Source organism: uncultured Allofournierella sp. (genome assembly GCA_944382705.1).
GTDB lineage: Bacteria > Bacillota > Clostridia > Oscillospirales > Ruminococcaceae > Allofournierella.
On sequence record CALWNE010000057.1, the window covers coordinates 1 to 22,551 of the forward strand.

Below are 22,551 nucleotides of genomic sequence, written 5' to 3' on the forward strand. Positions count from 1 at the left end.
TGGCGACCCGGATGGGGCTCGAACCCACGACCTCTAGCGTGACAGGCTAGCGTTCTAACCAACTGAACTACCGGGCCACATGGTGGAAGTTACAGGGCTCGAACCTGTGACCCTCTGCTTGTAAGGCAGATGCTCTCCCAGCTGAGCTAAACTTCCACGGTGGAGCGGCTTACGAGGATCGAACTCGCTACCTCCACCTTGGCAAGGTGGCGCTCTACCAGATGAGCTAAAGCCGCATGATTTTTAAATTTATTTTGTGCTGTTCACCAGCGACGATATTTATTCTACAACATGATCTTCTATTTGTCAACACATTTTTTTGATTTTTTTTTGATTTTTATTTTTAAATAACTGTGACCGAATCAGACTGGGCTTCGGTCACAGTTATTTCCAGTTTAACTTATTTCTCTACGCTGTCCAGCAAAGCCTGCACATCCACATGGTATTTTTTATCGCAGAACTGGCAATTTACTTCCACGGTTTTTTCTTCCTGTGCAAGTTTTTCCAACTCCGCTTTACCCATGCTCAGCAAAGCACGCTCTACCCGTTCCTTGGAGCAATTGCAGTTGTACTCCACATCGTATTTATCCAGCACCTGAGGATCAAAGCCCTCCATGACCATTTCCATGATATCCTTCATGGTTTTGCCATCCTGCAAAAGGTTGGTCACACTGGGAACTTTGGCAATGTTTCGTTCCAGCATACTAATTTCTTCTTCAGTGGCCCCAGGCAGAAGTTGTAACAGATAACCACCTGCACAGGAAATCGTCAAATCCGGTGCCACCAGCACACCAAGTGCGCAAACAGTGGGAATCTGTTCACTAATTGCATAATAGCTGGTAATATCCTCTGCAATTTCACCAGATACAAGCGGAATCTGACCCACATAAGGCTCCTTCAATCCCAGATCACGCACAATGCTCAAGGTTCCATCACGGCCCACAGCAGCACCCACATTAAGCTTTCCATCTTCACGGAGAGGAATCTCGACAATGGGATTTTCCACATAACCTTTTACGCAGCCCAGACCATCAGCGACAGCCAGAACTGTGCCTGCAGGTCCTCCACCGTTTACCCGTAAAGTGATGGAATCCTTGGAGTTTTTAAGCATAATACCCATAATGGATGCAGCCGTCAGCAACCGCCCCAATGCTGCACTGGTTACTGCGCTGGTTTTATGAATCTGTTCCATGGTGCGAACCATAGAAGTAGAATCAACACCACAAAAAATGACGCCTCCATTTTCGGAAATTCCACGAATCATATTACCCATTTTATTCGCTCTCCATCTGTGTAAATTGTTTTATAGCCGTAATCATATAACGCTGACTTTCCTGGGTCAAGTCCCCAAATGTTTCACCGTCACATACTTTCTCTACTGCAAACCTATACCGCTGCAACACTTCTTGTACATATTCCAGCGGATAGGTATACTCGTAGAATTGTTCTTCAAAGTGCTCATCGGTTTCTTTATAGTGAACATCGATTGCTATCTGTACTCGTTGATGTGCTTCGTCATTGGTATTTTCCCATCTGCAATAAGCATCTGGGCCTTCAATCTCAAACACATGATTAGCCAGAATTTCCCGATGTTTATAAGGGGTATTCAAATCGAATACAAATACCCCTCCCTGCTCCATAAACAAGGATACTCGTTCTATGGCTTTTTCAAACTGACTGCTGGGGCCAATGTGATTGAATGTATCAAAGGTAGAAACTGCCGCCCGGATGGAACCATACAAATCCAGCTCCAAAATATCCTGTTGAATGAGCAACAGTCTATCAGATAGCTCTAATTCATCTGCTTTTTCCCGCAGGACAGACAGCATCTCGGCAGACTGATCCACACCAATCATATCGTAACCAGCCTGCGTAAGCATCAGAGTCAAATCGCCTGTGCCGCAGCCTAAATCTACTACCACGCCCTGTTGCACTGCATGATTATCCAACTGCTGCTTCACATATTGAAACAGTGCATCGTAATCGGCTTCTTCGTTTAACTCATCATAAAAGTACGCAAATTCACGATAAGCCATCGGATTCACCATCCTCTTGCAGGTAACTATCAAATTGAGCTTTCAATTCCGGAATACCAGTTCCATTATCACTGCTTGTCAAAACAATGCCCTTGCATCCAAAAGGAGTACAGATTTCTTCAAAATACTGGATTGTATTTTGAATTTGACTCTTTTTCAATTTATCCGCCTTGGTCAAAGCAACAATAAACGGAATCTGTCGGTACTGGAGATACTCCAGCATCTGCATATCATCTGCCGAAGGGTCATGTCTGGAATCCAGAAGTTGAACCAACAAGCAACGATATCGGTTTGCATCGAAATAACTATTGATTAAATCGTCCCAGCGTTTTCTGTCTGCATTGGAGACCTTGGCATACCCATATCCCGGCAGATCCACAAAATACACCGAGTCGATGGTATAAAAATTGATAGTGGCTGTTTTGCCAGGTGTAGCACTCACTCTCGCCAGATTTTTTCGATTGCAAAGCTTATTAATTAAACTGGATTTTCCCACATTAGACCGGCCCGAAAACACAAATTCAGGTCGGTCGCTTTCCGGCAGCTGGCTGGACAAGCCATAGGATGCCTGAAAATCCGCCTTATGGTAATTAATCATAGACACCGCTTCTCCTTCTGGTTATTGCTGTATTGTAGTTGCTTCAGAGGAAATCGACGGCGTTTTTTTAGTACCAGGCACCCGGCTCTTTTTCTGCTGTGGCCAAATCAACGCCTGTTTCAACACCTGCTGCAAATTGCTCATGGGCAGGAATTGTACTGCTTTTTTCACTTCATCATCCACTTCGTACAAATCACTCAGGTTATCTTTCGGAATAAGAACTGTTTTGATGCCTTCGCGGTAAGCAGCCATGCTCTTTTCTCGCAAGCCACCAATGGGCAACACATTTCCATGTAGAGTAATTTCACCTGTCATGGCCACATCTGCGCGCACCGGCATGCCAGACAAACAGGATACCAATGCTGTGGTCAGTGTAACGCCTGCACTAGGGCCATCCTTGGGCACCGCTCCCTCCGGCGCATGAATGTGTACATCGGCATTCTTCAAAATTTCAGGATCAATTCCATATGTTTGCCCATTGACACGAACATATGTAATCGCCAGCTGCGCACTCTCCTTCATAACATCACCCAGAGAGCCCGTCAAGATGATTTTTCCACTGCCGTTCTGAATCACCTGAACCTCAATGGGCAAAATCTCACCGCCAACACTAGTCCATGCAAGACCATTTGTGATGCCGACAGCATTGGTCCGATTGTAAAAATCCGGCTTAATCGGACGAGGACCCATAAGTTTCTCCAAATCGTGAACGCTAACCGTGCACTTCTCTTTGACACCACTGGCAATTTCAATGGCACATTTGCGTAAAATTGTGGCGATGCGGCGCTCCAAGCGGCGTACACCAGCCTCCTTGGTATAGCCATCAATCAATCCGTACAGGGCAGAAGTCTGCACAGTTACACGACCTGCCAACCCATTGTTTTCCAGCTGTTTGGGCAACAGGTGGCGCTTGGCAATGTTAAATTTCTCTACCCGAGTATAGCTGGGCAATTCAATAACATCCATACGGTCCAGCAGTGGGCCTGGAATGGTATCCAGACTATTGGCTGTGGTGATAAACAGAACCTGGCTCAAATCAAAGGGCAGATCCAGATAGTGGTCTCGGAAGGTCTTGTTTTGTTCGGGGTCGAGCGCCTCCAACAGTGCCGCAGCTGGATCTCCTCTAAAATCGCTGGCCATCTTATCGATTTCATCCAAGAGCAGCAGCGGATTCATGCTTTTTGCAGTGTTCATTGCAGAGAGTATTTTGCCAGGCATAGCACCGATGTAGGGACGCCGATGGCCCCGAATTTCTGCTTCGTCTCTCACACCGCCCAAACTCAAACGTGCATATTTACGCCCCATACAGGTTGCAATCGAGCGTGCAATAGAGGTTTTACCCACACCAGGAGGGCCAACCAGACAAATAATCTGACCTTTTACATCTGGCTTTAATTTGCGTACAGCCAGTATCTCCAAAATTCGCTGCTTTACTTTATCCAGTCCGTAGTGTTCCTTGTTCAGCAAATTTCTTGCCTTGTTGATATCCAAATCATCCTGGGTATACAGTCCCCAAGGCAAACCCAGCGAGGTATCCAGGTAGGTCCGAATAACCGCCGCTTCCTGACTGTTGGACTGCATTCTGCACAGACGATCGATTTCTTTTCCCAGTTTTTCGTAGGCTTCCTCCGGTAATTCCAGAGAATCTAATCGGGCACGGTAGCGGTCAGCCTCAATGCGGATATCCTCGTCTTCATCCAACTCCTGGGCGATTACACGCATCTGTTCCCGCAGGTAATAATCCCGCTGGTTTTTGTCCATCTGATTATTTACCCGCTCCTGGATATCTTGTTCAATGGCCAGTACCTGGTTTTCCCGTTGCAGCAAATCCATCAATTTGCGCAAACGCCCCAACAATGTGCTTTCATCCAAAACAATTTGTTTATCCTGGTATTTAAGCAAAAGGTTGGCGGGCATGTACTCGCTAAGAAACACAGGATTTGTGTTACTCATAATGTTGTAAGCCACATCTTTGGATAACCGAGGATTCAGTGTCAAGTATTCTTCAAATAGGCCCTTCAAGCTGCGAACCATAGCTTCTGCTTCGGCGCTTTTTTCTGCCTTTAATCCTCTAAGCGGAGCTTCCTTTATGGCAGCAAACAACATTTTCTCGTTGTTTTCCAAGCCTACCAGGCGGGCACGAGTGGTCCCTTTCACCAGTACCTTCATCAAATCGTCAGATACTCGCAGAATCTGCTTTACCTCTGCCAACACACCGTGGAGGTACAAATCATCGGCTGTGGGTTCTTCAATTTCAAGGTTGCGCTGTGCAACCAAAAAAACCGGACTATTATTAGCCATGGCCCATTCGATGGCTGCAATACTCTTTGGACGACCAACTTCAAAATGAACTACATTGTTAGGAAAAACAACCAGTCCCCTCAGAGCAATGGCCGGCAGGCGCTCAATGTTGTGCTCCACCTTGATTTTGACTCGTTCAGACATATCGGGAACCTCCTATAAAAGATCTCCTTCAAAAGAAGGTATGTAATAAGCTATATTAGCTTTATATTATACACAAAAAATCAGTTGAATTCAACCAACTCAGGATAAAACCATACCATTTTAGTGTATTTTTTACAAGAAAACAAAAATAGCGTTTCCCCCACTCCCACAGTCTGAAGTGCTCCTGTTAAGCAGCCAGACTGCATGTAGAGAAAACGCTGTTTTTAATGCAGGTTTTTATTCAATTTCTTTTGCAGAAATCCTTACAGGAGCGGCATGCTGTTTTTGTAGCGTTTGCGCACTGCGCCATATTCAAAAACAGGCTTCTCCCCGTTGACAGTTTCAGCTGTTATAGTCACACGGATAATGGTGGGGTCGCTGGGAATCTCATACATGACGGGAATCAGCATATTTTCCATTACACTGCGCAAACCACGAGCACCGCTTTTACGCTCGATGGTTTTGCGGGCTACTTCCAGCAAAGCATCTTCTGTGAATTCCAGATCCACATTATCCATCTTGAACAATGCCTGATACTGCTTCACGATGCTGTTTTTGGGCTCCTTCAAAACTCGAACCAAAGAAGCTTCATCCAATGCGTCTAAAACTGTTACGACAGGAATACGACCGATCAACTCCGGAATCAAGCCGAATTTAACCAAATCGTGAGGCTCAACCTTGCGCAGCAATGCTTCGCGCTCTTTTTCATCTGTATTTTTGAGCTGGCTTCCAAATCCCAATGCGGAATTATCAGTACGGCGCTGGATATACTTCTCCAAGCCGTCAAAAGCACCACCGCAGATAAAAAGAATGTTCTTGGTGTTGATTTGGATGAACTCCTGCTGAGGATGTTTGCGTCCTCCTTGAGGGGGAACATTGCTTACTGTACCCTCGAGAATTTTCAGCAGCGCCTGCTGAACACCCTCGCCGCCTACATCACGCGTGATGGATGGATTTTCGCTCTTGCGGGTAATCTTGTCGATTTCATCAATATAGATGATGCCAATCTCTGCTTTTTGCACGTCAAAATCAGCAGCTTGGATTAATTTAAGCAGAATGTTCTCTACATCTTCACCCACATAACCTGCTTCGGTAAGAGTGGTTGCATCGGCAATTGCAAAAGGAACTCCCAGCATCTTTGCCAGCGTCTGTGCCAGCAGTGTTTTACCCACACCGGAAGGCCCAAGCAGCAGCACATTGCTCTTTTGCAGCTCCACATCTTTTCCTTCGCCACTTAAGATGCGCTTGTAGTGGTTATATACCGAAACAGCCAATACCCGTTTGGCTTCATCCTGGCCAATTACATACTGGTCCAGGCCAGCCTTAATTTCTGCGGGAGTAAGAATGTTAATAGGAGCGACCGCATTGGCAGAACGATTTGCTGCCCCACGGGGCCGGACATTGGTTCGCTGAGCAGCGTCCGGCGTTCCTTCCTCATCCAGCAAGGAGTGGCACAATGTAATGCACTCATTGCAGATATTAACACCGGGACCAATAATCATCCGCTCCACTTCATCCTGACTTTTACCGCAAAAGCTGCAATGGAGGTTTTTTTCTTTCTCTTTTCCAGAGTTATTGTTCGCCATAAAATCAGCTTTCCTTCTTATCGTTTGGTAATAACGGCATCAATCAGACCATAATCCACAGCCTGCTGAGCATACAGGAAATTATCGCGCTCGGTATCGGCGGTAATGGTTTCATAGGTCTGACCAGTATACTCACTGAGCATGCGATTCATACGCTCTCTGGTGCGAACCAAGTGATCGGCATGAATCTTAATGTCCGTGGTCTGACCCTGCAGACCACTCATAAGAGGCTGATGAATCATGATTTCTGCGTTGGGCAAAGCCAGGCGCTTACCTTTGGTTCCGCTGGCCAGCAGAAATGCGCCCATAGAAGCAGCCATACCCATGCAGATGGTAGATACATCGCATTTGATATACTTCATTGTATCATGAATAGCCATACCAGCAGTGATAGAGCCACCAGGGCTGTTGATATACAGGCTGATGTCCTTATCCGGGTCCTGCCCTTCCAGATACAACAACTGTGCCACCACCAAGCTGGCGGTAGCATCGTTGACTTCGTCGCACAACATGATGATGCGATCGTTCAGCAGACGGGAAAAAATATCGTAAGAACGCTCTCCCCGTGCAGTCTGTTCAATAACATAGGGAACCAAGCTCATTGTTAGTCGCCTCCTATTGGTAAAATTAAGCGTCTGCAAAATTGACCGATACGCGCCTGAAATGCCCGTATCGGTCAAAGCAATTCGCTTATGTAGCAGTTCTAGAAGAGATTACTCCTTAGAAACCTTTTCTTCGGTAACTTCAGCCTTTTCCTTGATGAAGTCGATGGCCTTGTTCACAGCCAGGTCCTTCTTCACATCCTCGGCGTTTACCAGAGACTTCACCTTCTCGATTTCCATCTTGTAGGTGTCGGCAATGCGACGCATCTCGTTCTCGAAATCTTCGTCGCTCACAGAGATGTTCTCATTAGCAGCAACTGCCTCCAGAGCCAGGCGAATCTTAACCTGCTTCTCGGCCTGATCCTTGAAGGAAGCACGGAAGCTATCCATGGTCTGACCCATGTACTGGAGGTACAGATCCAGCTTCAGGCCCTGCTGAGCCAAACGGTACTCGAAATCACGAACCATCTCGTCCATGCGATTTTCGTACATAGCCTCAGGGATGTCACCCTCGATGGTAGCAATTACCTGATCCACCAAGTCGTTTTCTACAGCCAAAGCAGCCTGCTGCTCATTGCTCTCTTCCATATTCTTACGGATGTCGGCCTTCAGCTCTGCCAGGGTATCAAACTCGCTTACATCTTTAGCAAACTCGTCGTCCAAAGCAGGCAGCTCCTTGGTCTTTACCTCGTGCAGCTTGATTTTGAACACAGCAGCCTTGCCAGCCAGCTCTTTAGCCTGGTACTCTTCGGGGAAGGTAACATTTACATCGAATTCCTCCCCTGCCTCGTGGCCCACTACCTGCTCCTCGAAACCGGGAATGAAGCTGCCGCTGCCCAGAACCAAGTTGTAGTGCTCAGCCTTGCCGCCTTCAAAAGCGACGCCGTCTACAAAGCCCTCAAAATCGATGTCTGCGGTATCGCCATTCTCAGCCTTGCCCTCACGGGTAACCACACGGCCGTTGCGATCCTGCATACGGGCGATTTCAGCATCCACATCAGCGTCCTCAACAGTATGGACCTTTTTGGTTGCTTTCAAACCGGTGTACTGACCCAATTTGATTTCGGGCTTAACAGCCACAACAACCTTCAGCACAACACCTTCCTCCAGGCTTTCAGAAACAACATCAGCCTCAGGACGGCCAACAGGCTCGATGCCAGCAGCCTTCACAGCTTCTTCGTAAGCTGCGGGGAACAGGTCGTTGATTGCATCGTAATGGAAAATCTCGGCGCCGTACATCTTTTCGATAACAGCACGAGGAGCGTGGCCCTTGCGGAAGCCAGGCACATTGTACTTTTTGCCTTCACGCTTGTAGGCCTTGTCAATCGCTGCTTTAAAAGCTTCGGCATCTACCGAGAACTGTAATTCATGCATGCTCTTTTCGAGCTTTTCGCTTTTTACCAGATTCATTTTATTTCCTCCATAACAAAGAAATTCAATTCATTATATCACGGTGTGTACGGAATTTCTAGACCTTACTTAAATTTTGTAGGGACAAAATGCCAATCCATCCGCAGAAATCAGCCGATAAAAGATTCCCTCTACCTGTCCCTGAACGGCATAACGAATGGCTGCACCATGCAAATGACCGTAATAGCACTGCTTCACATCGTATTCCTTCAGCAGCTGCACCACTTCCTGTGCATTTGCATTAGGATAGATAGGGGGGTAATGCAGGAACACCAGCTTTTCTCTGTCTCCTGCCGCTTCCAAGCTGGCACGCAGCCGGCCCAGCTCCCTGTTCATCACCTTCTCATCGTGGGGCTCGCTGGCATCGAACAACCAGCTTCTTGTACCACAAATAGCTGCATCATCCACAAAGAAAGCATTGTTGTGTAATATCTGCAAGCTATGAAAACCTTTTTGCTCAAAAAAAGTTTCCATCTTTTTTACAGTGGTCCACCAATAATCGTGGTTGCCTTTTAGGAGCAATTTTTTACCGGGCAAATCCTGCAAAAAGGCAAAATCTTGCGCAGCGTCTTCCAATTTCATGGCCCAGCTGGTATCTCCAGCTAAGACAACTGTGTCTTCGGGACCAATCAGATTTTCCCAGTTTGTTTTGATTTTTTCCACATATCCCTGCCATCCGGGGAAAATATCCATTGGTTTTTTGCTGCCCAAAGAAAGATGCAAATCACCAATTGCAAAAATTGCCATACATTACTCCTTCATAAATTCATTGTTTTCTACGCATAATAGCAACACAAAAGGAGGGATAAACCAATGCAATATCATGAACCGATCATTAAAGGCATTACCTGCGATGTGCAGAACTGCATTCATAACAATGGTGATTGCTGCTGTACCGCTGGTACCATTCATGTAGAGCGCTGTTCTGATGATCCCGGCCGTACCAAGTGCCAAACCTTTGCGGAAATCTAAGAGCGCTGTACCCCACTGTAAGCAGGTGCTTACAGTGGGGTTATTTTTATTATTCGCAGGCAATGCGGGTAATTTCTTCCGGCTCAATTACCTGAGCAAAGCGTTCCTCCTGCCCGCAAAGCTCCGTAAGCTGCTTTGGCGCTGCTGTACCAGTGTGCTCTTCCAGACGCTTTATCGCCTCAAACTCATTCTGCTGCATTGGTTGCTGCAATGCATTTAAAACCTCTTGCGGGAACTTAAAGGGACTCGCCGTAGACAGCACTACCATGGGCGCATTGCTGCGATGTTTAGCCGCAGCATAGAAAGCCACCGCAGTATGCGTATCGCAAAGGTAACCATGCTGATTAAACATCTCATTCAGCTGGGCAGCGGTCTGTTCTTCGCTGCACCAGTCAGCAGCAAAGTTTTGCTGAATTGTTTCCAGTGTTTTGTCATCCACCTGATACCATCCCTGCTGTGCAAGCTGCTGCATCCATTCTTTTACCTGTTTGCTGTTGCCAGTTGCGTGGTACAGCAGCCGTTCCAGATTGGAGGACACCAAAATATCCATGGAGGGAGAAGTAGTTCTGTAAAAGGTTCTGCGTGCATCGTAGCGTCCGGTTTTCAAAAACTCATTCAACACATTATTTTGGTTGGATGCGCACACCAGACGCCCAACAGGCAGTCCCATCTGCTTTGCGTAATAGCCGGCCAAAATATTGCCAAAATTACCTGTAGGAACACAAAAATCCACAGCCTGGCCATATGCAATAGCAGCGCTTTCCACCAGTTGGCGGTAGGCGAAGAAGTAGTATACAATCTGCGGAGCCAACCGTCCCCAGTTTATGGAGTTAGCACTGGAAAGCCGAATGTTCCGTTTTTCCAATTTTTGCGCAATCTCCGAGTCTGCAAATACACGCTTTACACCGCTTTGTGCATCGTCAAAATTGCCTTGTACTGCAAACACACCCACATTCGCACCCTTTTGGGTTGTCATCTGCAAACGCTGAATCTCACTGGTGCCATTGTTTGGATAGAATACATCAATTTCGATACCTTCTAAATCCTTATAACCTTCCAGCGCTGCCTTTCCTGTATCACCGGAGGTGGCTACCAGTATGCGAGTCAGCTCAGTACGGCCCAGCATCCGCTTTCCCTCCACCAATAGATGGGGCATAAGCTGAAGTGCATAGTCTTTAAAGGCGCAGGTAGGACCATGCCATAGCTCAAGGGAATACAAATCATCAGCAACCTTTTGTACATATCCTGCCTTATGAGCGAAGTTATTCCCGCCATATGCAGTGGTTGTTGCTTGTTGTAAAAATTCCGGAGAATAATCCGCTAAAAGCTGACTCAAAACATAGGCTGCCAATTCGCTGTAGGATTGAGCGCTTTTTACACGCTCCCAATCCAGCTGAGGAAATTGGTCGGGAACAAACAACCCTCCATCCTGTGCCAGTCCCTGTACGATTGCCTGCGCAGCAGACACACCATCCGCATATCCTCTTGTACTGATAAACTGCATTTCACTTTCCCCCTGTTATTGTATTTGGACTCTGTCCTCGGCCATTTAGGTTTGAAAGGCATTTTGAATAGCACGCACCAAAAAACCACCCTCTGGCCGATGAATCACTTCAGCTACATCAAACCGAATCACTGCATCTTGCAGTCGATTGACCTGAAGATATCTCTGTGCCGCAAGAATAATTCGTTTCTGTTTTGGCCAATTTACCGCCTCCATTGGGCGATACCACATAGCTCCACTGCGTGATTTGACTTCCACGATAACGATTAAATCATCTTTACGCAAAATCAAATCCAGCTCGCCTTGCCTGCTTTTATAATTGTGGTCAAGCAGCGTATATCCTTGATTCATATACCAGCGGGCAGCTGCGGCCTCTCCCCGTCTACCCAGGTCTTGATCTGTCATTTCAATATCCCTTCCGCTTCAGGAAAGAGCGTCGGTAAAAGGACTGAATTCCATATTGCTCCAATAATTCATAGTGCAATTTTGTAGGATAGCCTTTATGCTTAGCCAATTGATACTGGGGATACTGCTGATCGAGCTGATACATAAAGCGATCCCGACTTACCTTTGCTAAAATAGAAGCTGCCGCAATACTGGCACTAACGGCATCACCTTTCACCTGAGGTGCACAAGGCAGTTTCATGGAAGGAGGCACACGGTTACCGTCTACCACCACAAAATCCGGGGTTTTGGATAATCCTTCCACCGCTTGTACCATGCCATCCATCGTAGCCCAAAGAATATTTTTTTCATCAATAACTTCCGGGGGTACTAAAACAATTTTATACGCCAGTGCCTTTTGGCAGATTTCCTCAAACAGATTTTCCCGCCGCTTTTCACTGAGTTTTTTTGAGTCATTGATTCCTTCTATTGGGTTCTCTGGATCTAAAATCACCGCTGCGCAGCTAACAGGGCCACAGAGAGGCCCTCTGCCAGCTTCGTCCACACCACAAAGCAGAGCACCTTTTTGAGTGCGCAGCTCCTGGTCAAATTGGTACAATGGATTCATGTTTCCGGCTCCTCTCCCTGCACCATTGCATCGGTAGGTTTTTCCAGTGTAATTCTTCCCCATTTGCAGGCACGGAACTCATCCACCAGCATTATGGCGGCTCGCTCAGTGTTTACCTCTCCGCCACTTACTAGCATGCCTCGTTTACGCCCAATGGCTTCTAGCAGTTCCCACGGCCCCAATTCCATATGCTCCTGAGTCAGTTTATAGCGTTCCATCAACTTTTCAGGATACACCTTTTGCATCTGAGCCAACAGGCCCATGGCAAGTTCCTCAATATCCAAGATATCGTCTTTAATGGAACCGATAAACGCCAGATTGGTTGCCGTTTCCAGGTTCTCGAACTTTTTCCATAGTACGCCAGGCATATCCAGCAAATCATAGTTACCTACTGTTACCCACTGTTTGCCACGAGTCACACCGGGTTTGTCTGCAGCCTTGGCCCGCACCTGACCTGCAAAATTGTTGATGAAAGTGGATTTTCCCACATTGGGGATACCGACCACCATCACTCGAATACGAGCACCCGCCATACCTTTAATTTGGCGGCGTTGAATCAGTTCCTCCAACTCTTTTTCAATCGCTTGACGAACCTGTGCAGAACTGCCTTTTTGTTTTGCACTAATTGCAACACAGCCTGCACCTTGTTCACGGAAGTATTTCATCCAGGCAGAAGTAAGCGTTGGATCGGCCAAATCAGACTTATTCATCACATACAGCCTAGGTTTTTGCTGGGTGATTTTTTGAATTTCCGGATTCAAACTGCTAAAAGGAATGCGAGCATCCAACAGCTGCAGCACTAAGTCCACATTTTTGATGTTTGCATCCATCAAGCGAAGGGTCTTCATCATATGGCCCGGAAACCATTGAATATTTTTGCGGTTTACAAATTCATTGCTCATGATATCTTCTCCAGCGAACTCAAGGGATAAATACGAAATAGCATCTTGCCTAAGATGTCGCGCTCATCAACGGTACCAATGCTAGAAAAACGGCTGTCTTCAGAATGCTGCCGATTATCACCCATTAAAAACAGCTGTCCTTCCGGCACCGTAAGGGGATACTCCACATTACCTTCCGTGTAGGTGAGTTCTGCAGTATACGGCTCCTCCAGAGCCTGCCCATTTACATAAACGACGCCAGCATCTGCATCAATATCCACAGTATCACCACCTACAGCAATTACTCGCTTAACCAGAGGCTTGCCATAATTGATATAGCCATCCACCACTACAATATCACCAAGTTTAAGGTCATAAAAAGTGCTTTGAACCAACAGGCGATCTCCTTCATGAAGGGTCGGCTCCATTGAATGACCTCTCACAATTACAATTCGTGCACAAAATGTAAAAAACAGGACCAAAGCTGCCACAGCAAACACCAATGCCTCGTACCAGTCTAACATATCCAAATTTTTGCGAAAGCGCTTTTCTTCCACAGAGCAATCCTTCTTTCCTGGATGATATTTCGTTTTATTATTTTACCATAGTATCACATAAAGAAAAAAGGGGCAATATAAATTGCCCCTTTTTTCTTCGGATTATCAGATCTGCTCCTTAACCTTGGCAGCCTTACCAGTACGGCCACGCAGGTAGAACAGCTTCGCACGACGAACCTTACCGCGACGGATAACCTCTACCTTCTCAACGAAGGGAGAGTTCACGGGGAACACGCGCTCAACGCCAACACCGTGAGAAGCACGGCGAACGGTGAAGGTCTCTGCAACGCCGCCATGCTTTTTAGCAATAACGGTGCCTTCGAAAGCCTGAATACGCTCGCGCTCGCCTTCCTTAATGCGAACAGATACGCGAACGGTATCGCCTACTTCAAACTTAGGCTGATTCTCTTTAATCATGCCGGCGGTGATAATTTTCATTGCGTCCATTGTAAAATCCTCCATTTTTTCTAGACGTTCGTACCCATACTTTTGCATGGCAGAGGACCGCCCGTTTAATGATACACATTAACTCCGCTGGTGGTGCCAGCGAACACTAACGCCACAACATTATATCACAAAATAAATAGAACAACAAGTGATTTACAAAAATTCTTCCATGTTTTTCAAAAACAAGCCAGTGCGCAGCACCGAAACCTCGGTACTGTTCATGCCCAGTTGCTCTTGAAAGAAGTTTAAAAACAAGCTCGGATTCAGATTCAAGCCTTCTCCGGCGGGCAGCGTAATCTGCGCCAAGCATTCGGACTGGTTGGTTTCCCAAGCAATGACCGGCAGGGTTTCTTTAAGATTGATTTCTTTGTGACCGCGCTTGGTCTTTTTTAACACAACAGCCTGTTCCAGTTGGTTATACTGCTCAAAATGCTCTGCCAGTGTACTGGGAAACCGAAGTTCATAGCGGGCAAAAGCAATTTGCTCTGCTTTGTGTACTGGCTTAGCCACTCGAATCACCTTAATTCCCAAAGGCATTACTTTCTGCAAGGCTTCCTGCCATTGCTCAAAGGGCACTTCGTCCAGCTCGGTTTTTACATCCACGCTTTCAACCAGACTCTCCTGCCCCAAAGGCAGAGGGCAGGCAAAGGTCATATAAATATGCGGATTAAATCCCATGGTGTACCAAACCGGTAATCGGCTGCGTTTTAAAGAACGCTGCATCACACGCTGCAAATCCAGCAACGAGATATAGGAGGCCTCTCCCGTTTTAGTGAACCAAATTCGAACTGTAGTCAAAGCAGGCACCTCCCAGCAATTTATTTGCACCACAACCGCTGCACACCTTGTTGCAGGGCTGAGTAGTTTTGGCTTGTGTGGCCTTTTGGTATTCGCGTACCAGGAATTGGTGGGTAACGCCATAATCCAGGTGGCTCCAGGGTGTTAGTTCATCCAGTCCGATAAAACGGTTGGCATAAAACGCTGTATCCAACCCAAATTCCTGGAAGGTTTTCAGCCAGGTGTCATAGCGGAAACACTCATCCCAGCCATCAAAGATGCAGCCCTTGTGGTACGCAGCTTCGATTACATCAGCCAGCCGACGGTCTCCTTTTGCAAACACAGCTTCCAAGAAACTGGTTTTGCTGTCATGATAGTTTACATGAATTTTTTTGCTATGCACACTGCGCAGCAGGTGCTGCTGCTTTTCGCGCAACATCTGTTCGCTATCCTGAGGCGCAAACTGGAACGGTGTGTGGGGTTTGGGTACAAAGCAGGAACAACTGATGGTTACCTGCACTCCCTTGCCTTTGGGTTTATCCGGGTTTGCATAGTACAGTTCCACAATTTTCTGGGCAGTTTCAGCAATACCAGCGATGTCGTCCATTGTTTCGGTAGGCAAGCCCATCATGAAATACAGCTTTACCGAGGTATAGCCGGCTTTGAATGCTAAGGTACAGCTTTTTTCAATTTCTTCCCAGGTGATATTCTTGTTAATTACATCCCGCAAGCGCTGAGTGCCTGCTTCCGGGGCAAAGGTTAAGCCGCTTTTTCGCACCTTTGTAGTTTTTTCAATCAAGCTCTCGCTAAAATTATCAATACGCAGCGAAGGCAGAGAGATGCTCACATGCTCTTGCTCCGTCCACGGCGCCATCTCATCCAGCAAATTTTCTAGCTGGCTATGGTCAGAGGTGGAAAGGCTGGTCAGGCTGATTTCCTCATAACCTGTATTAGCACACAAATCCTGTGCTGCACGGTTCAGCAAAGAAGCATCCCGCTGACGCATGGGGCGGTATATAAAACCGGCCTGACAGAACCGACAACCACGCACACAACCACGGAGCACCTCAATCTGGGCACGATCATGCACGGCGCCTACCATGGGTACGATAAAGTTTGTGGGCAGCTTTTGCGTATTCATATCCTTGATGATGGCTTTGCGCACCACTTTGGGAGCACTTTCATCATTGGGAACAACGGCTTTGATGCGGCCATCTTCCAGATATTCCACATCATAAAATGCCGGAACATAACAGCCTTCAATTTTTGCCAAACGACGCAGTAATTCCTGCTTATTGACGCCTTCTTTTTTTGCCTGCTCTACAGTAGCGCAGACCTCCGGCAGCTGTAACTCACCCTCGCCCAACATCATCATGTCAATGAAATCTGCTATGGGCTCTGCATTACACACACACGGGCCGCCTGCCACAATCAAAGGCCAGGTTTCATCACGGTCTGCACTGCGCAAAGGAATTCCTGCCATATCCAGCATAGCCAGAATGTTGGTGTAAGAAAGTTCATATTGCAGGGTAAATCCAACGATATCGAACTCGGTAAGAGCATCTTTACTTTCCAGAGTGTACATAGGAATGCCCAAACGCTGCATTTCATCCTTCATGTCCAGCCAGGGCATAAAGGCCCGCTCGCACCACCAACGAGGATGCTCGTTCAGCAGCTCGTACAGAATTTTCATACCCAAAAAGGACATGCCTACTTCGTATGTATCGGGGAAACAAAAAGCGAAGCGTAAATCCACCTGGCTTTTATCCTTGACGATGCAGCCGGGCTCACCGCCGGTATATCGCCCAGGTTTTTGCACTCTCGCCAATGCTTCTTTCAGTTTTGCATCAAACACTGATTCATCCTCCATTTAATGCCAAGGTACCGCCTTTGGGGGCTACCGTACCTACTTGGTGTCTGTTCTATTGTAACCGATACCGCCGCAAAATGCAATTTTATCTTGGTGAATGGAGTATTTCTACGGTTATTCCCCTCTATTGCCGTAGTGTGGACTGAGATTTCCACCTAATAATGCCGGTTTTTTACATTCAGATTTCTTGGATGTTCTTTTGTGTATAACTTGTACACTGCTTGTAGGATTCGCCTGCCATCCAATGCTCCGAAAGGCAGTAAATTAAAACCGCCAACCAGCAAATTTACTGTGCCAAAAAAGAACAGCCAGTAACTTGCATGCCGCAATACCATATAAATTTGTGCTGCTGCTGCGCAAATCAAATTTATTAAAGGGCCAGCTGCTGCCAATAAAACCATCTGCCTGGAAGTAAAATCCCAAGGAACTATCTGTAAGCCAATGCCAGTTGGCGAAAGCGTAAGTTCAGGCAGACTCTTTTTGTAGTAAATCCATACCATCACATGACCGATTTCGTGAAGCAGCGATGAGAGTAAGCTAATTCGCAAGATGCCGGTTGTATCCTGCACTAGCAGCAGATAGAGCATACAAAGAGTGAACATCGGATACTTCACTCGAATCATGCAGCGTTCTCCAATGCTTTTTCTGGGTTGTAGCAAACTCCATCCTTATACAACTCAAGATGGAGGTGGGGCCCCGTTGCTTGACCGGTTTGCCCTACCGTTCCCAAACAATCACCGGATTTCACGGCCTGGCCTGTACGAACAAAAACATATTGCAGATGACTGTATTTTGAAGATGTTCCATCTGAGTGTTGTATCAAGATATAATTTCCATAAGAATCGCTCCATCCGCTTTTTTGTACTATGCCGGGTAAAACAGGGTAAATCAAAGTACCTTCCGATGCCGCCAAATCGCATCCCTTATGAAACTTTTCTTCCCCCAGAATCGGGTCACTTCTCCATCCATAAGAGGAAGTAAGTGTATATTGCTCTACTGGCAGTGACAGTTGACAGTTTGACTGAAAAAATTCCAAACTGCATCCTTGCGGGGCCTTCTTTTTAAACGAAAAAAAGTTGCCCGCCCCCTGCCCTATCAGTGCTGGTTGCTGTGCCAAGCATTGCTGCAACGAATGCTTTAACTTACCTGCCCATACCTCCAGAGAACGGTCTGAAAATTGAATCACCCGATACTCCGACCAAAACTCCAATCCATTGCTTAGCTGATGGGTATAGGTTCGCTGTATCGATTGATACAGGGCAGGAGTTATATGTCGACAACATATAATCCCTGCCACCAGTGCTGCGCAAATCACCATCTGCATCCAAGCCAGAGAAAAACCTTGTATTACCAATTTTTTTGGCGGCCTTGCAGTACTTTTTTGCGCTGATTCGTTCTTTTGCATTCCATTCAAGCGATAGTCCTCAGAATTCATTTGCATTGCCTCCTTGTGGATCATTCTGTACAAACTATGCTTCTTGGCAAAAAAATAGAGCGGCCAAAGGCCGCTCGATGAAAACTTATTTTCTACGCCGGGGTTTTGCTGTAACCTTCACCTTAACAACAACTTTTCTGGCTGCTCTATCTGGCTTTAATTGCGGCTTCTCCATATTTTGAGGCTGATGCTGTGCCGGCAGCTCTACGCTGTTCGTCAACAGCTTTTTGTCTAATTCAAAGCCATCTTTGAAATAATTATACAATTCCATCTGGCTGTCGACCCTGGGCTCTCCAGGCTGCGCCTTTACCTTTGCATAACTTCCATCAGGCATCATTTCACAAGCATTCACATTGTCGCTCAGTTCCAATTCCAGCAATCCCCGCAGCTTGTAAGCCAGTACTCGGTCTGGAATCTTAATACCAACCTCTACACGGCGTTCTGTATTGCGGGTAAGAAAATCACCGGATGCAATATATACCCTCAGGTCATCCCCTTCCCCGAAACAATAGATGCGGGAATGCTCCAGATAACGGCCCACAATGCTGCGCACATGTACATTTTCGGTCAATCCTGGAACACCTACACGCATACAGCAGATACCACGGATAATCATATCAATCCGTACTCCTGCACTGGATGCCTGCGCAATTTTTTCTATCACATTTTTATCGCTCAGGGAGTTGTTTTTAAAGATAATGCGGGCGGGTTTCCCTTCCTGCGCCTTCTGAATCTCCCGATCCATTTCGGCAAGGAGCACACTTTTAAACCCGAGAGGAGCTACCAGAAGATTGCGTGTGTTGGCCGTTAACCGCTCCACTGCCAGGTCGTTAAAAACAGCGGCGGCTTCTTCGCCTACCTCTTGTCGGGTAGTTACATAGGCTAGGTCGGTGTATTGTTCGCTGGTTTTTTCGTTGTAATTGCCGGTACCAATCTGAGTGGTATAGTGATAACCGTCTTCCTTGCGGCGGGTGATAAGAGTTAGCTTGGAATGAACTTTATAGTCCTCTAAGCCATACAGAACCGTACATCCAGCGTCTTCCAACTGTTTGGACCAATCAATGTTATTTTGTTCGTCAAAGCGTGCTCGCAGCTCTACCACTGCAACTACTTCTTTTCCGTTTTCCGCAGCAGAAACCAATGCCTGCACAATTTGCGAATCCCTGGCCATGCGGTATAAGGTCATTTTAATGGATATTACTTCCGGGTCAAAAGCTGCACGCATCAACATCTGAATAAAAGGTCGGATTGCTTGGTAGGGGTAGGCAATCAGCACATCCTTGCTTTGAACAGCCTGACCTAAATCGTAACCATAGGGGGCTGGCATAGGCTTTGCGGGGGGATAAAACAAAGGCGTGTGACCCTCGTTATGCAGCCGATTCGCCAATCGGAAGAACAGCGAAAGATCCAATGGACTGGTTTGGGAAATGCACTGCTGATGAGGAAGAACCAACTTTTCGCACAGATACCGCTGAATTTCCTGCGGTGGATGATTCCAAAACTGAATTCTCACCGCCGCCAGTTTGCGCCGCTTTTTCAGCAGTTCACTCATAACCTGCCGGTAGTCGATATCCTGATCAAACATACCTTCCTGTACATCAATATCGGCATTTCGAGTAACACGGAACATACATTTTTTCTGGAGCATGCCTTTTGGGAACACCAATTCCGCAAAATGGTAAATCAGTTCTTCCACCAGACCATAATAAACGCCGTCCTCTTTTTTGAGATACAGCACTCGCTCAGACTGCGTTCCAATGGGAATAATGCCGTACGAAACCTTAGCATCCCCCTTAGCTTTTAAGGTAGCACAAAGATAAATTTCCTGGTTTCGCAAAAACGGGAACGGATGGCGATGATCGATGATTTGAGGGGAAAGTACAGGGAACAACTCGTTTTGGAAATAGCGTTTCCAAAACTTCTCGTCTTCTTTACTTAACTGCTCAAAATCAATTTTATGATAACCAATTTCCGATAAGCTTTCCCACAGTCGATGTACATACTTATCACACTGCTGCTGCATTAGGGCGGTTTTTTCCATAATCGCAGCTAGCTGCTGTGCCGGTGTTAAATTGGTTTTATTATCTGTTATTTCATTTTTTAGCAGAGTTCGGTCGTACAGAGAGCCCACCCGAACCATAAAAAATTCATCCAGATTGCTTCCGTAAATCGCAGCAAACTTCATTTGTTCCGCCAGCGGCACAGTTTTATCTTTACTAAGTGCCAAAACTCGCTTGTTGAAATCCAACCAACTTAGTTCTCGATTGATGTAAATTGTTGCATTGCTCATACTTGTATTCCCCCTTTTAGCCTTTGAAGTAATCACTTAATGCAGACCCTGTCTCCCCACTCATCTAACATCTGCTGAGTAACGCCCTTGACCTGTAACACATCTTGCACAGATTTGAATGGCCCATGGATTTGTCGATAGTCCAAAATCAACTGCGCTTTTTTGGAGCCAATGCCTGGTAAACTCTCTAGGCCTTGCGCATCAGCATGATTCAAATCCACCTGCAAAAGCTCTTGCATTGAAAAAGATTCCGTCGCAATTGGTCGATATGTAATCTGATACAGTGGCGGAGTCCATATAAAAGCTCCTAGCAAAATCCCGGCAAGCGCTGCGACGCAAGCAAGTGGCATGGCACCAACTTTTTGACTAAAACGAAGTAAGGTCCGCCCTATCTTTTTTATAAAAACCAATGCTGCCCCTCCAGATATATACAAAGAACCTAGTTACAGTATACCACACTCCAACATTGTGGGTTGTTAAAAATCTGAAAAAACACAAGTTTGGAATTAAAAATGCCACCATGCTACTTTGAAGAAACCCTGATTACGGTTCACCTCATTGAGCCATGGTGGCATTGATCATAAGCAGTTACACTCCTGGAATTGCCAGGGAAGGATTGCCTTTAGTTTACTTTTTTGCGATTGCTTTTTTTACAGTTTCAGCAATTTTTTCCGCTGTCAGGCCATATACTTTGAGCAACTCTTCTGCAGGGCCAGACTGACCGAACTCATCCATCACCGCCACTGCTTCAATGGCACAAGTGCAGCTATTCTGCATTAAAGCTTCGCAAGTAGCGCTGTACAAGCCGCCAATAATGCTATGCTCCTCAGCAGTTACAAGGGCACCGGTCTTTTTCGCAGCCTGGCAGACAGCCTGTGCATCGAAGGGTTTAATAGTGTGCATATTCAGCACCTGCACTTCGATTCCCTCATCCTTCAGCATATCGGCAGCTTCCATGGCTCTTGCAACCATCAATCCGGTAGCAACAATGGTTGCATCTGTGCCCTCACGCAGGGTAACAGCCTTGCCAATCTCAAACTGATAGCTCTCGGAATTGTTAATAACAGGTACAGGCAACCGGCCCAATCGAACATAGACAGGACCATTATGAGCCGCAGCAGCACGCAATGCCTGGGCTGTTTCGGTGTCGTCCGAAGGATTGATGACCACCATGCCAGGAATGTTACGCATCAGTGCAATATCTTCCAAACACTGATGTGTAGCACCATCTTCACCTACGGAGATACCTGCATGGCTTGCGCAGATTTTTACATTCAGGTGAGGATATCCAATGGAGTTGCGAATCTGCTCATAAGCACGGCCAGCAGCAAACATTGCGAAGCTGGAGAAAAAGGGGATTTTGCCAGCTGCTGCCAAACCCGCTGCAATAGAGGCCATGTTGCCTTCTGCGATGCCACAGTCAAAATGCCGTTCCGGAAATTTTTCTGCAAACATGCAGGTTTTGGTGGACTCTGCCAGGTCAGCATCTAAAACTACAATGCGCTCGTTTTCGGCACCAAGCTGTGCCAGTGCCCGGCCGTAACTCTCTCGGGTTGCAATCTTTTTTACATCTGCCATGCTATTATCTCTCCAATTCTGCGGCGGCCGCCTTCAGTTCTGCCATTGCCTGCTCATACTGTTCCTGGTTGGGAGCCTTACCATGCCAACCTACCTGGTTTTCCATAAAGGATACGCCCTTGCCCTTTACGGACTTTTGAATAATTACAGCGGGCTTGCCCTCTACCTGCTTTGCAGCTTGGAAAGCTGCATCCAAACTTTCAAAGTCATGGGCGTCAGCAGTAAACACAGCCCATCCGAATGCTGCAAATTTCTCATCAATCGGGTAAACGGAACAAACCTGATCCACAGGACCGTCAATCTGCAGGTTGTTGTTATCTACTACTGCAATTAAGTTGTCGAGCTTGTGGTGTGCCGCAAACATGGCAGCTTCCCACACTTGTCCTTCTTCCAACTCTCCATCGCCCAAAATGGTGTATACGCGCCAGTCAGCCTTATCCAGCTTGCCGGCGACAGCCATACCAACCGCAGCAGAAATACCCTGCCCCAAGCTTCCTGTGCTCATATCAACGCCGGGAGTACCCTTCATATCGGGGTGACCTTGCAGCATA

Annotated in this window: 23 protein-coding genes and 3 tRNA genes; 1 reads left to right on the top strand and 25 read right to left on the bottom strand. The window is 46.7% G+C overall.

Annotation, left to right across the window (positions count from 1 at the left end; translation table 11 throughout):
* The 11 genes from ACH2EM_RS08775 to ACH2EM_RS08825 form a co-directional block, all read right to left on the bottom strand.
* Positions 1-77 (bottom strand) — tRNA-Asp (locus ACH2EM_RS08775).
* Between the two features lie 3 nt (positions 78-80).
* A tRNA-Val gene (locus ACH2EM_RS08780) sits at positions 81-156 on the bottom strand.
* Between the two features lie 4 nt (positions 157-160).
* A tRNA-Gly gene (locus ACH2EM_RS08785) sits at positions 161-236 on the bottom strand.
* A 164-nt stretch (positions 237-400) separates the two neighbouring features.
* A complete protein-coding gene (gene hslO, locus ACH2EM_RS08790; protein ID WP_395151955.1) occupies positions 401-1,273 on the bottom strand; it encodes an Hsp33 family molecular chaperone HslO in 873 nt (290 codons plus the stop codon).
* Between the two features lies 1 nt (position 1,274).
* Entirely contained in the window at positions 1,275-2,036 is a 762-nt protein-coding gene (locus ACH2EM_RS08795; RefSeq protein WP_395151957.1) for a class I SAM-dependent DNA methyltransferase, read from the bottom strand.
* Complete coding sequence (gene yihA, locus ACH2EM_RS08800; protein WP_395151999.1) at positions 2,023-2,631, bottom strand: ribosome biogenesis GTP-binding protein YihA/YsxC; 609 nt, start codon at positions 2,629-2,631, stop codon at positions 2,023-2,025. The genes ACH2EM_RS08795 and yihA overlap by 14 nt, the downstream gene beginning before the upstream one ends.
* Positions 2,632-2,655: 24 nt before the next feature.
* Complete coding sequence (lon, locus tag ACH2EM_RS08805; RefSeq protein ID WP_395151959.1) at positions 2,656-5,079, bottom strand: endopeptidase La; 2,424 nt, start codon at positions 5,077-5,079, stop codon at positions 2,656-2,658.
* 263 nt (positions 5,080-5,342) lie between these two features.
* A complete protein-coding gene (gene clpX, locus ACH2EM_RS08810) occupies positions 5,343-6,665 on the bottom strand; it encodes an ATP-dependent Clp protease ATP-binding subunit ClpX (RefSeq protein ID WP_395151961.1) in 1,323 nt (440 codons plus the stop codon).
* A 17-nt stretch (positions 6,666-6,682) separates the two neighbouring features.
* Complete coding sequence (locus tag ACH2EM_RS08815; protein ID WP_395151963.1) at positions 6,683-7,267, bottom strand: ATP-dependent Clp protease proteolytic subunit; 585 nt, start codon at positions 7,265-7,267, stop codon at positions 6,683-6,685.
* Positions 7,268-7,378: 111 nt separating this feature from the next.
* Entirely contained in the window at positions 7,379-8,677 is a 1,299-nt protein-coding gene (tig, locus tag ACH2EM_RS08820) for a trigger factor (protein WP_395151965.1), read from the bottom strand.
* A 69-nt stretch (positions 8,678-8,746) separates the two neighbouring features.
* Positions 8,747-9,424 carry a metallophosphoesterase gene (locus ACH2EM_RS08825; RefSeq protein ID WP_395151967.1) on the bottom strand — a complete coding sequence of 226 codons (678 nt, stop codon included), beginning with the start codon at positions 9,422-9,424 and terminating at the stop codon, positions 8,747-8,749.
* 66 nt (positions 9,425-9,490) lie between these two features.
* Here ACH2EM_RS08825 and ACH2EM_RS08830 point away from each other — a divergent pair, with 66 nt between their 5' ends.
* Positions 9,491-9,649 (top strand): DUF1540 domain-containing protein, encoded by a 159-nt coding sequence (locus tag ACH2EM_RS08830; protein WP_395151969.1) that lies wholly within the window; start codon positions 9,491-9,493, stop codon positions 9,647-9,649.
* Positions 9,650-9,698: 49 nt separating this feature from the next.
* On the opposite strand, the gene thrC is transcribed toward ACH2EM_RS08830, so the two are convergent.
* The 14 genes from thrC to ACH2EM_RS08900 all read right to left on the bottom strand — a co-directional run.
* On the bottom strand, positions 9,699-11,153 hold the full coding sequence (gene thrC, locus ACH2EM_RS08835) for a threonine synthase (RefSeq protein ID WP_395151971.1): 1,455 nt from the start codon (positions 11,151-11,153) through the stop codon (positions 9,699-9,701).
* 45 nt (positions 11,154-11,198) lie between these two features.
* Positions 11,199-11,558: a YraN family protein gene (locus ACH2EM_RS08840; protein WP_395151973.1), complete on the bottom strand. Its 360-nt coding sequence runs from the start codon at positions 11,556-11,558 to the stop codon at positions 11,199-11,201.
* Position 11,559: 1 nt separating this feature from the next.
* On the bottom strand, positions 11,560-12,165 hold the full coding sequence (locus ACH2EM_RS08845) for a ribonuclease HII (RefSeq protein WP_395151975.1): 606 nt from the start codon (positions 12,163-12,165) through the stop codon (positions 11,560-11,562).
* Positions 12,162-13,067, bottom strand: a complete 906-nt coding sequence (gene ylqF / locus ACH2EM_RS08850) for a ribosome biogenesis GTPase YlqF (protein ID WP_395151977.1) — start codon at positions 13,065-13,067, stop codon at positions 12,162-12,164. The genes ACH2EM_RS08845 and ylqF overlap by 4 nt, the downstream gene beginning before the upstream one ends.
* A complete protein-coding gene (gene lepB, locus ACH2EM_RS08855) occupies positions 13,064-13,603 on the bottom strand; it encodes a signal peptidase I (RefSeq protein ID WP_395151979.1) in 540 nt (179 codons plus the stop codon). Before lepB ends, ylqF begins: the two co-directional genes overlap by 4 nt.
* Positions 13,604-13,708: 105 nt before the next feature.
* Positions 13,709-14,050 carry a 50S ribosomal protein L19 gene (gene rplS, locus ACH2EM_RS08860; RefSeq protein WP_395151981.1) on the bottom strand — a complete coding sequence of 114 codons (342 nt, stop codon included), beginning with the start codon at positions 14,048-14,050 and terminating at the stop codon, positions 13,709-13,711.
* A 153-nt stretch (positions 14,051-14,203) separates the two neighbouring features.
* Complete coding sequence (locus ACH2EM_RS08865) at positions 14,204-14,848, bottom strand: TIGR03936 family radical SAM-associated protein (RefSeq protein ID WP_395151983.1); 645 nt, start codon at positions 14,846-14,848, stop codon at positions 14,204-14,206.
* Entirely contained in the window at positions 14,820-16,697 is a 1,878-nt protein-coding gene (locus ACH2EM_RS08870; protein ID WP_395151985.1) for a TIGR03960 family B12-binding radical SAM protein, read from the bottom strand. The genes ACH2EM_RS08865 and ACH2EM_RS08870 overlap by 29 nt, the downstream gene beginning before the upstream one ends.
* Positions 16,698-16,852: 155 nt before the next feature.
* Positions 16,853-17,320, bottom strand: coding sequence for a site-2 protease family protein (locus tag ACH2EM_RS08875; RefSeq protein WP_395151987.1), 468 nt, complete (start codon positions 17,318-17,320; stop codon positions 16,853-16,855).
* Complete coding sequence (locus ACH2EM_RS08880; protein ID WP_395151989.1) at positions 17,317-18,132, bottom strand: M23 family metallopeptidase; 816 nt, start codon at positions 18,130-18,132, stop codon at positions 17,317-17,319. The genes ACH2EM_RS08875 and ACH2EM_RS08880 overlap by 4 nt, the downstream gene beginning before the upstream one ends.
* 85 nt (positions 18,133-18,217) lie before the next feature.
* Complete coding sequence (gene ppk1, locus ACH2EM_RS08885) at positions 18,218-20,458, bottom strand: polyphosphate kinase 1 (RefSeq protein WP_395151991.1); 2,241 nt, start codon at positions 20,456-20,458, stop codon at positions 18,218-18,220.
* Positions 20,455-20,832 carry a ComEA family DNA-binding protein gene (locus ACH2EM_RS08890; RefSeq protein WP_395151993.1) on the bottom strand — a complete coding sequence of 126 codons (378 nt, stop codon included), beginning with the start codon at positions 20,830-20,832 and terminating at the stop codon, positions 20,455-20,457. The genes ppk1 and ACH2EM_RS08890 overlap by 4 nt, the downstream gene beginning before the upstream one ends.
* Positions 20,833-21,049: 217 nt before the next feature.
* Positions 21,050-22,000: a transketolase family protein gene (locus ACH2EM_RS08895; protein WP_395151995.1), complete on the bottom strand. Its 951-nt coding sequence runs from the start codon at positions 21,998-22,000 to the stop codon at positions 21,050-21,052.
* 4 nt (positions 22,001-22,004) lie between these two features.
* A partial coding sequence (locus ACH2EM_RS08900; protein WP_395151997.1) for a transketolase occupies positions 22,005-22,551 on the bottom strand: 547 nt, incomplete at its 5' end.

Coding starts and splice junctions, on each gene's coding strand:
- hslO (WP_395151955.1), bottom strand. CDS start 1,273: ATGGGTAATATGATTCGTGGAATTTCCGAAAATGGAGGCGTCATTTTT.
- ACH2EM_RS08795 (WP_395151957.1), bottom strand. CDS start 2,036: ATGGCTTATCGTGAATTTGCGTACTTTTATGATGAGTTAAACGAAGAA.
- lon (WP_395151959.1), bottom strand. CDS start 5,079: ATGTCTGAACGAGTCAAAATCAAGGTGGAGCACAACATTGAGCGCCTG.
- clpX (WP_395151961.1), bottom strand. CDS start 6,665: ATGGCGAACAATAACTCTGGAAAAGAGAAAGAAAAAAACCTCCATTGC.
- ACH2EM_RS08815 (WP_395151963.1), bottom strand. CDS start 7,267: ATGAGCTTGGTTCCCTATGTTATTGAACAGACTGCACGGGGAGAGCGT.
- tig (WP_395151965.1), bottom strand. CDS start 8,677: ATGAATCTGGTAAAAAGCGAAAAGCTCGAAAAGAGCATGCATGAATTA.
- ACH2EM_RS08825 (WP_395151967.1), bottom strand. CDS start 9,424: ATGGCAATTTTTGCAATTGGTGATTTGCATCTTTCTTTGGGCAGCAAA.
- ACH2EM_RS08830 (WP_395151969.1), top strand. CDS start 9,491: ATGCAATATCATGAACCGATCATTAAAGGCATTACCTGCGATGTGCAG.
- thrC (WP_395151971.1), bottom strand. CDS start 11,153: ATGCAGTTTATCAGTACAAGAGGATATGCGGATGGTGTGTCTGCTGCG.
- ACH2EM_RS08840 (WP_395151973.1), bottom strand. CDS start 11,558: ATGACAGATCAAGACCTGGGTAGACGGGGAGAGGCCGCAGCTGCCCGC.
- ACH2EM_RS08845 (WP_395151975.1), bottom strand. CDS start 12,165: ATGAATCCATTGTACCAATTTGACCAGGAGCTGCGCACTCAAAAAGGT.
- ylqF (WP_395151977.1), bottom strand. CDS start 13,067: ATGAGCAATGAATTTGTAAACCGCAAAAATATTCAATGGTTTCCGGGC.
- rplS (WP_395151981.1), bottom strand. CDS start 14,050: ATGGACGCAATGAAAATTATCACCGCCGGCATGATTAAAGAGAATCAG.
- ACH2EM_RS08870 (WP_395151985.1), bottom strand. CDS start 16,697: ATGGAGGATGAATCAGTGTTTGATGCAAAACTGAAAGAAGCATTGGCG.
- ACH2EM_RS08875 (WP_395151987.1), bottom strand. CDS start 17,320: ATGATTCGAGTGAAGTATCCGATGTTCACTCTTTGTATGCTCTATCTG.
- ACH2EM_RS08880 (WP_395151989.1), bottom strand. CDS start 18,132: ATGAATTCTGAGGACTATCGCTTGAATGGAATGCAAAAGAACGAATCA.
- ACH2EM_RS08895 (WP_395151995.1), bottom strand. CDS start 22,000: ATGGCAGATGTAAAAAAGATTGCAACCCGAGAGAGTTACGGCCGGGCA.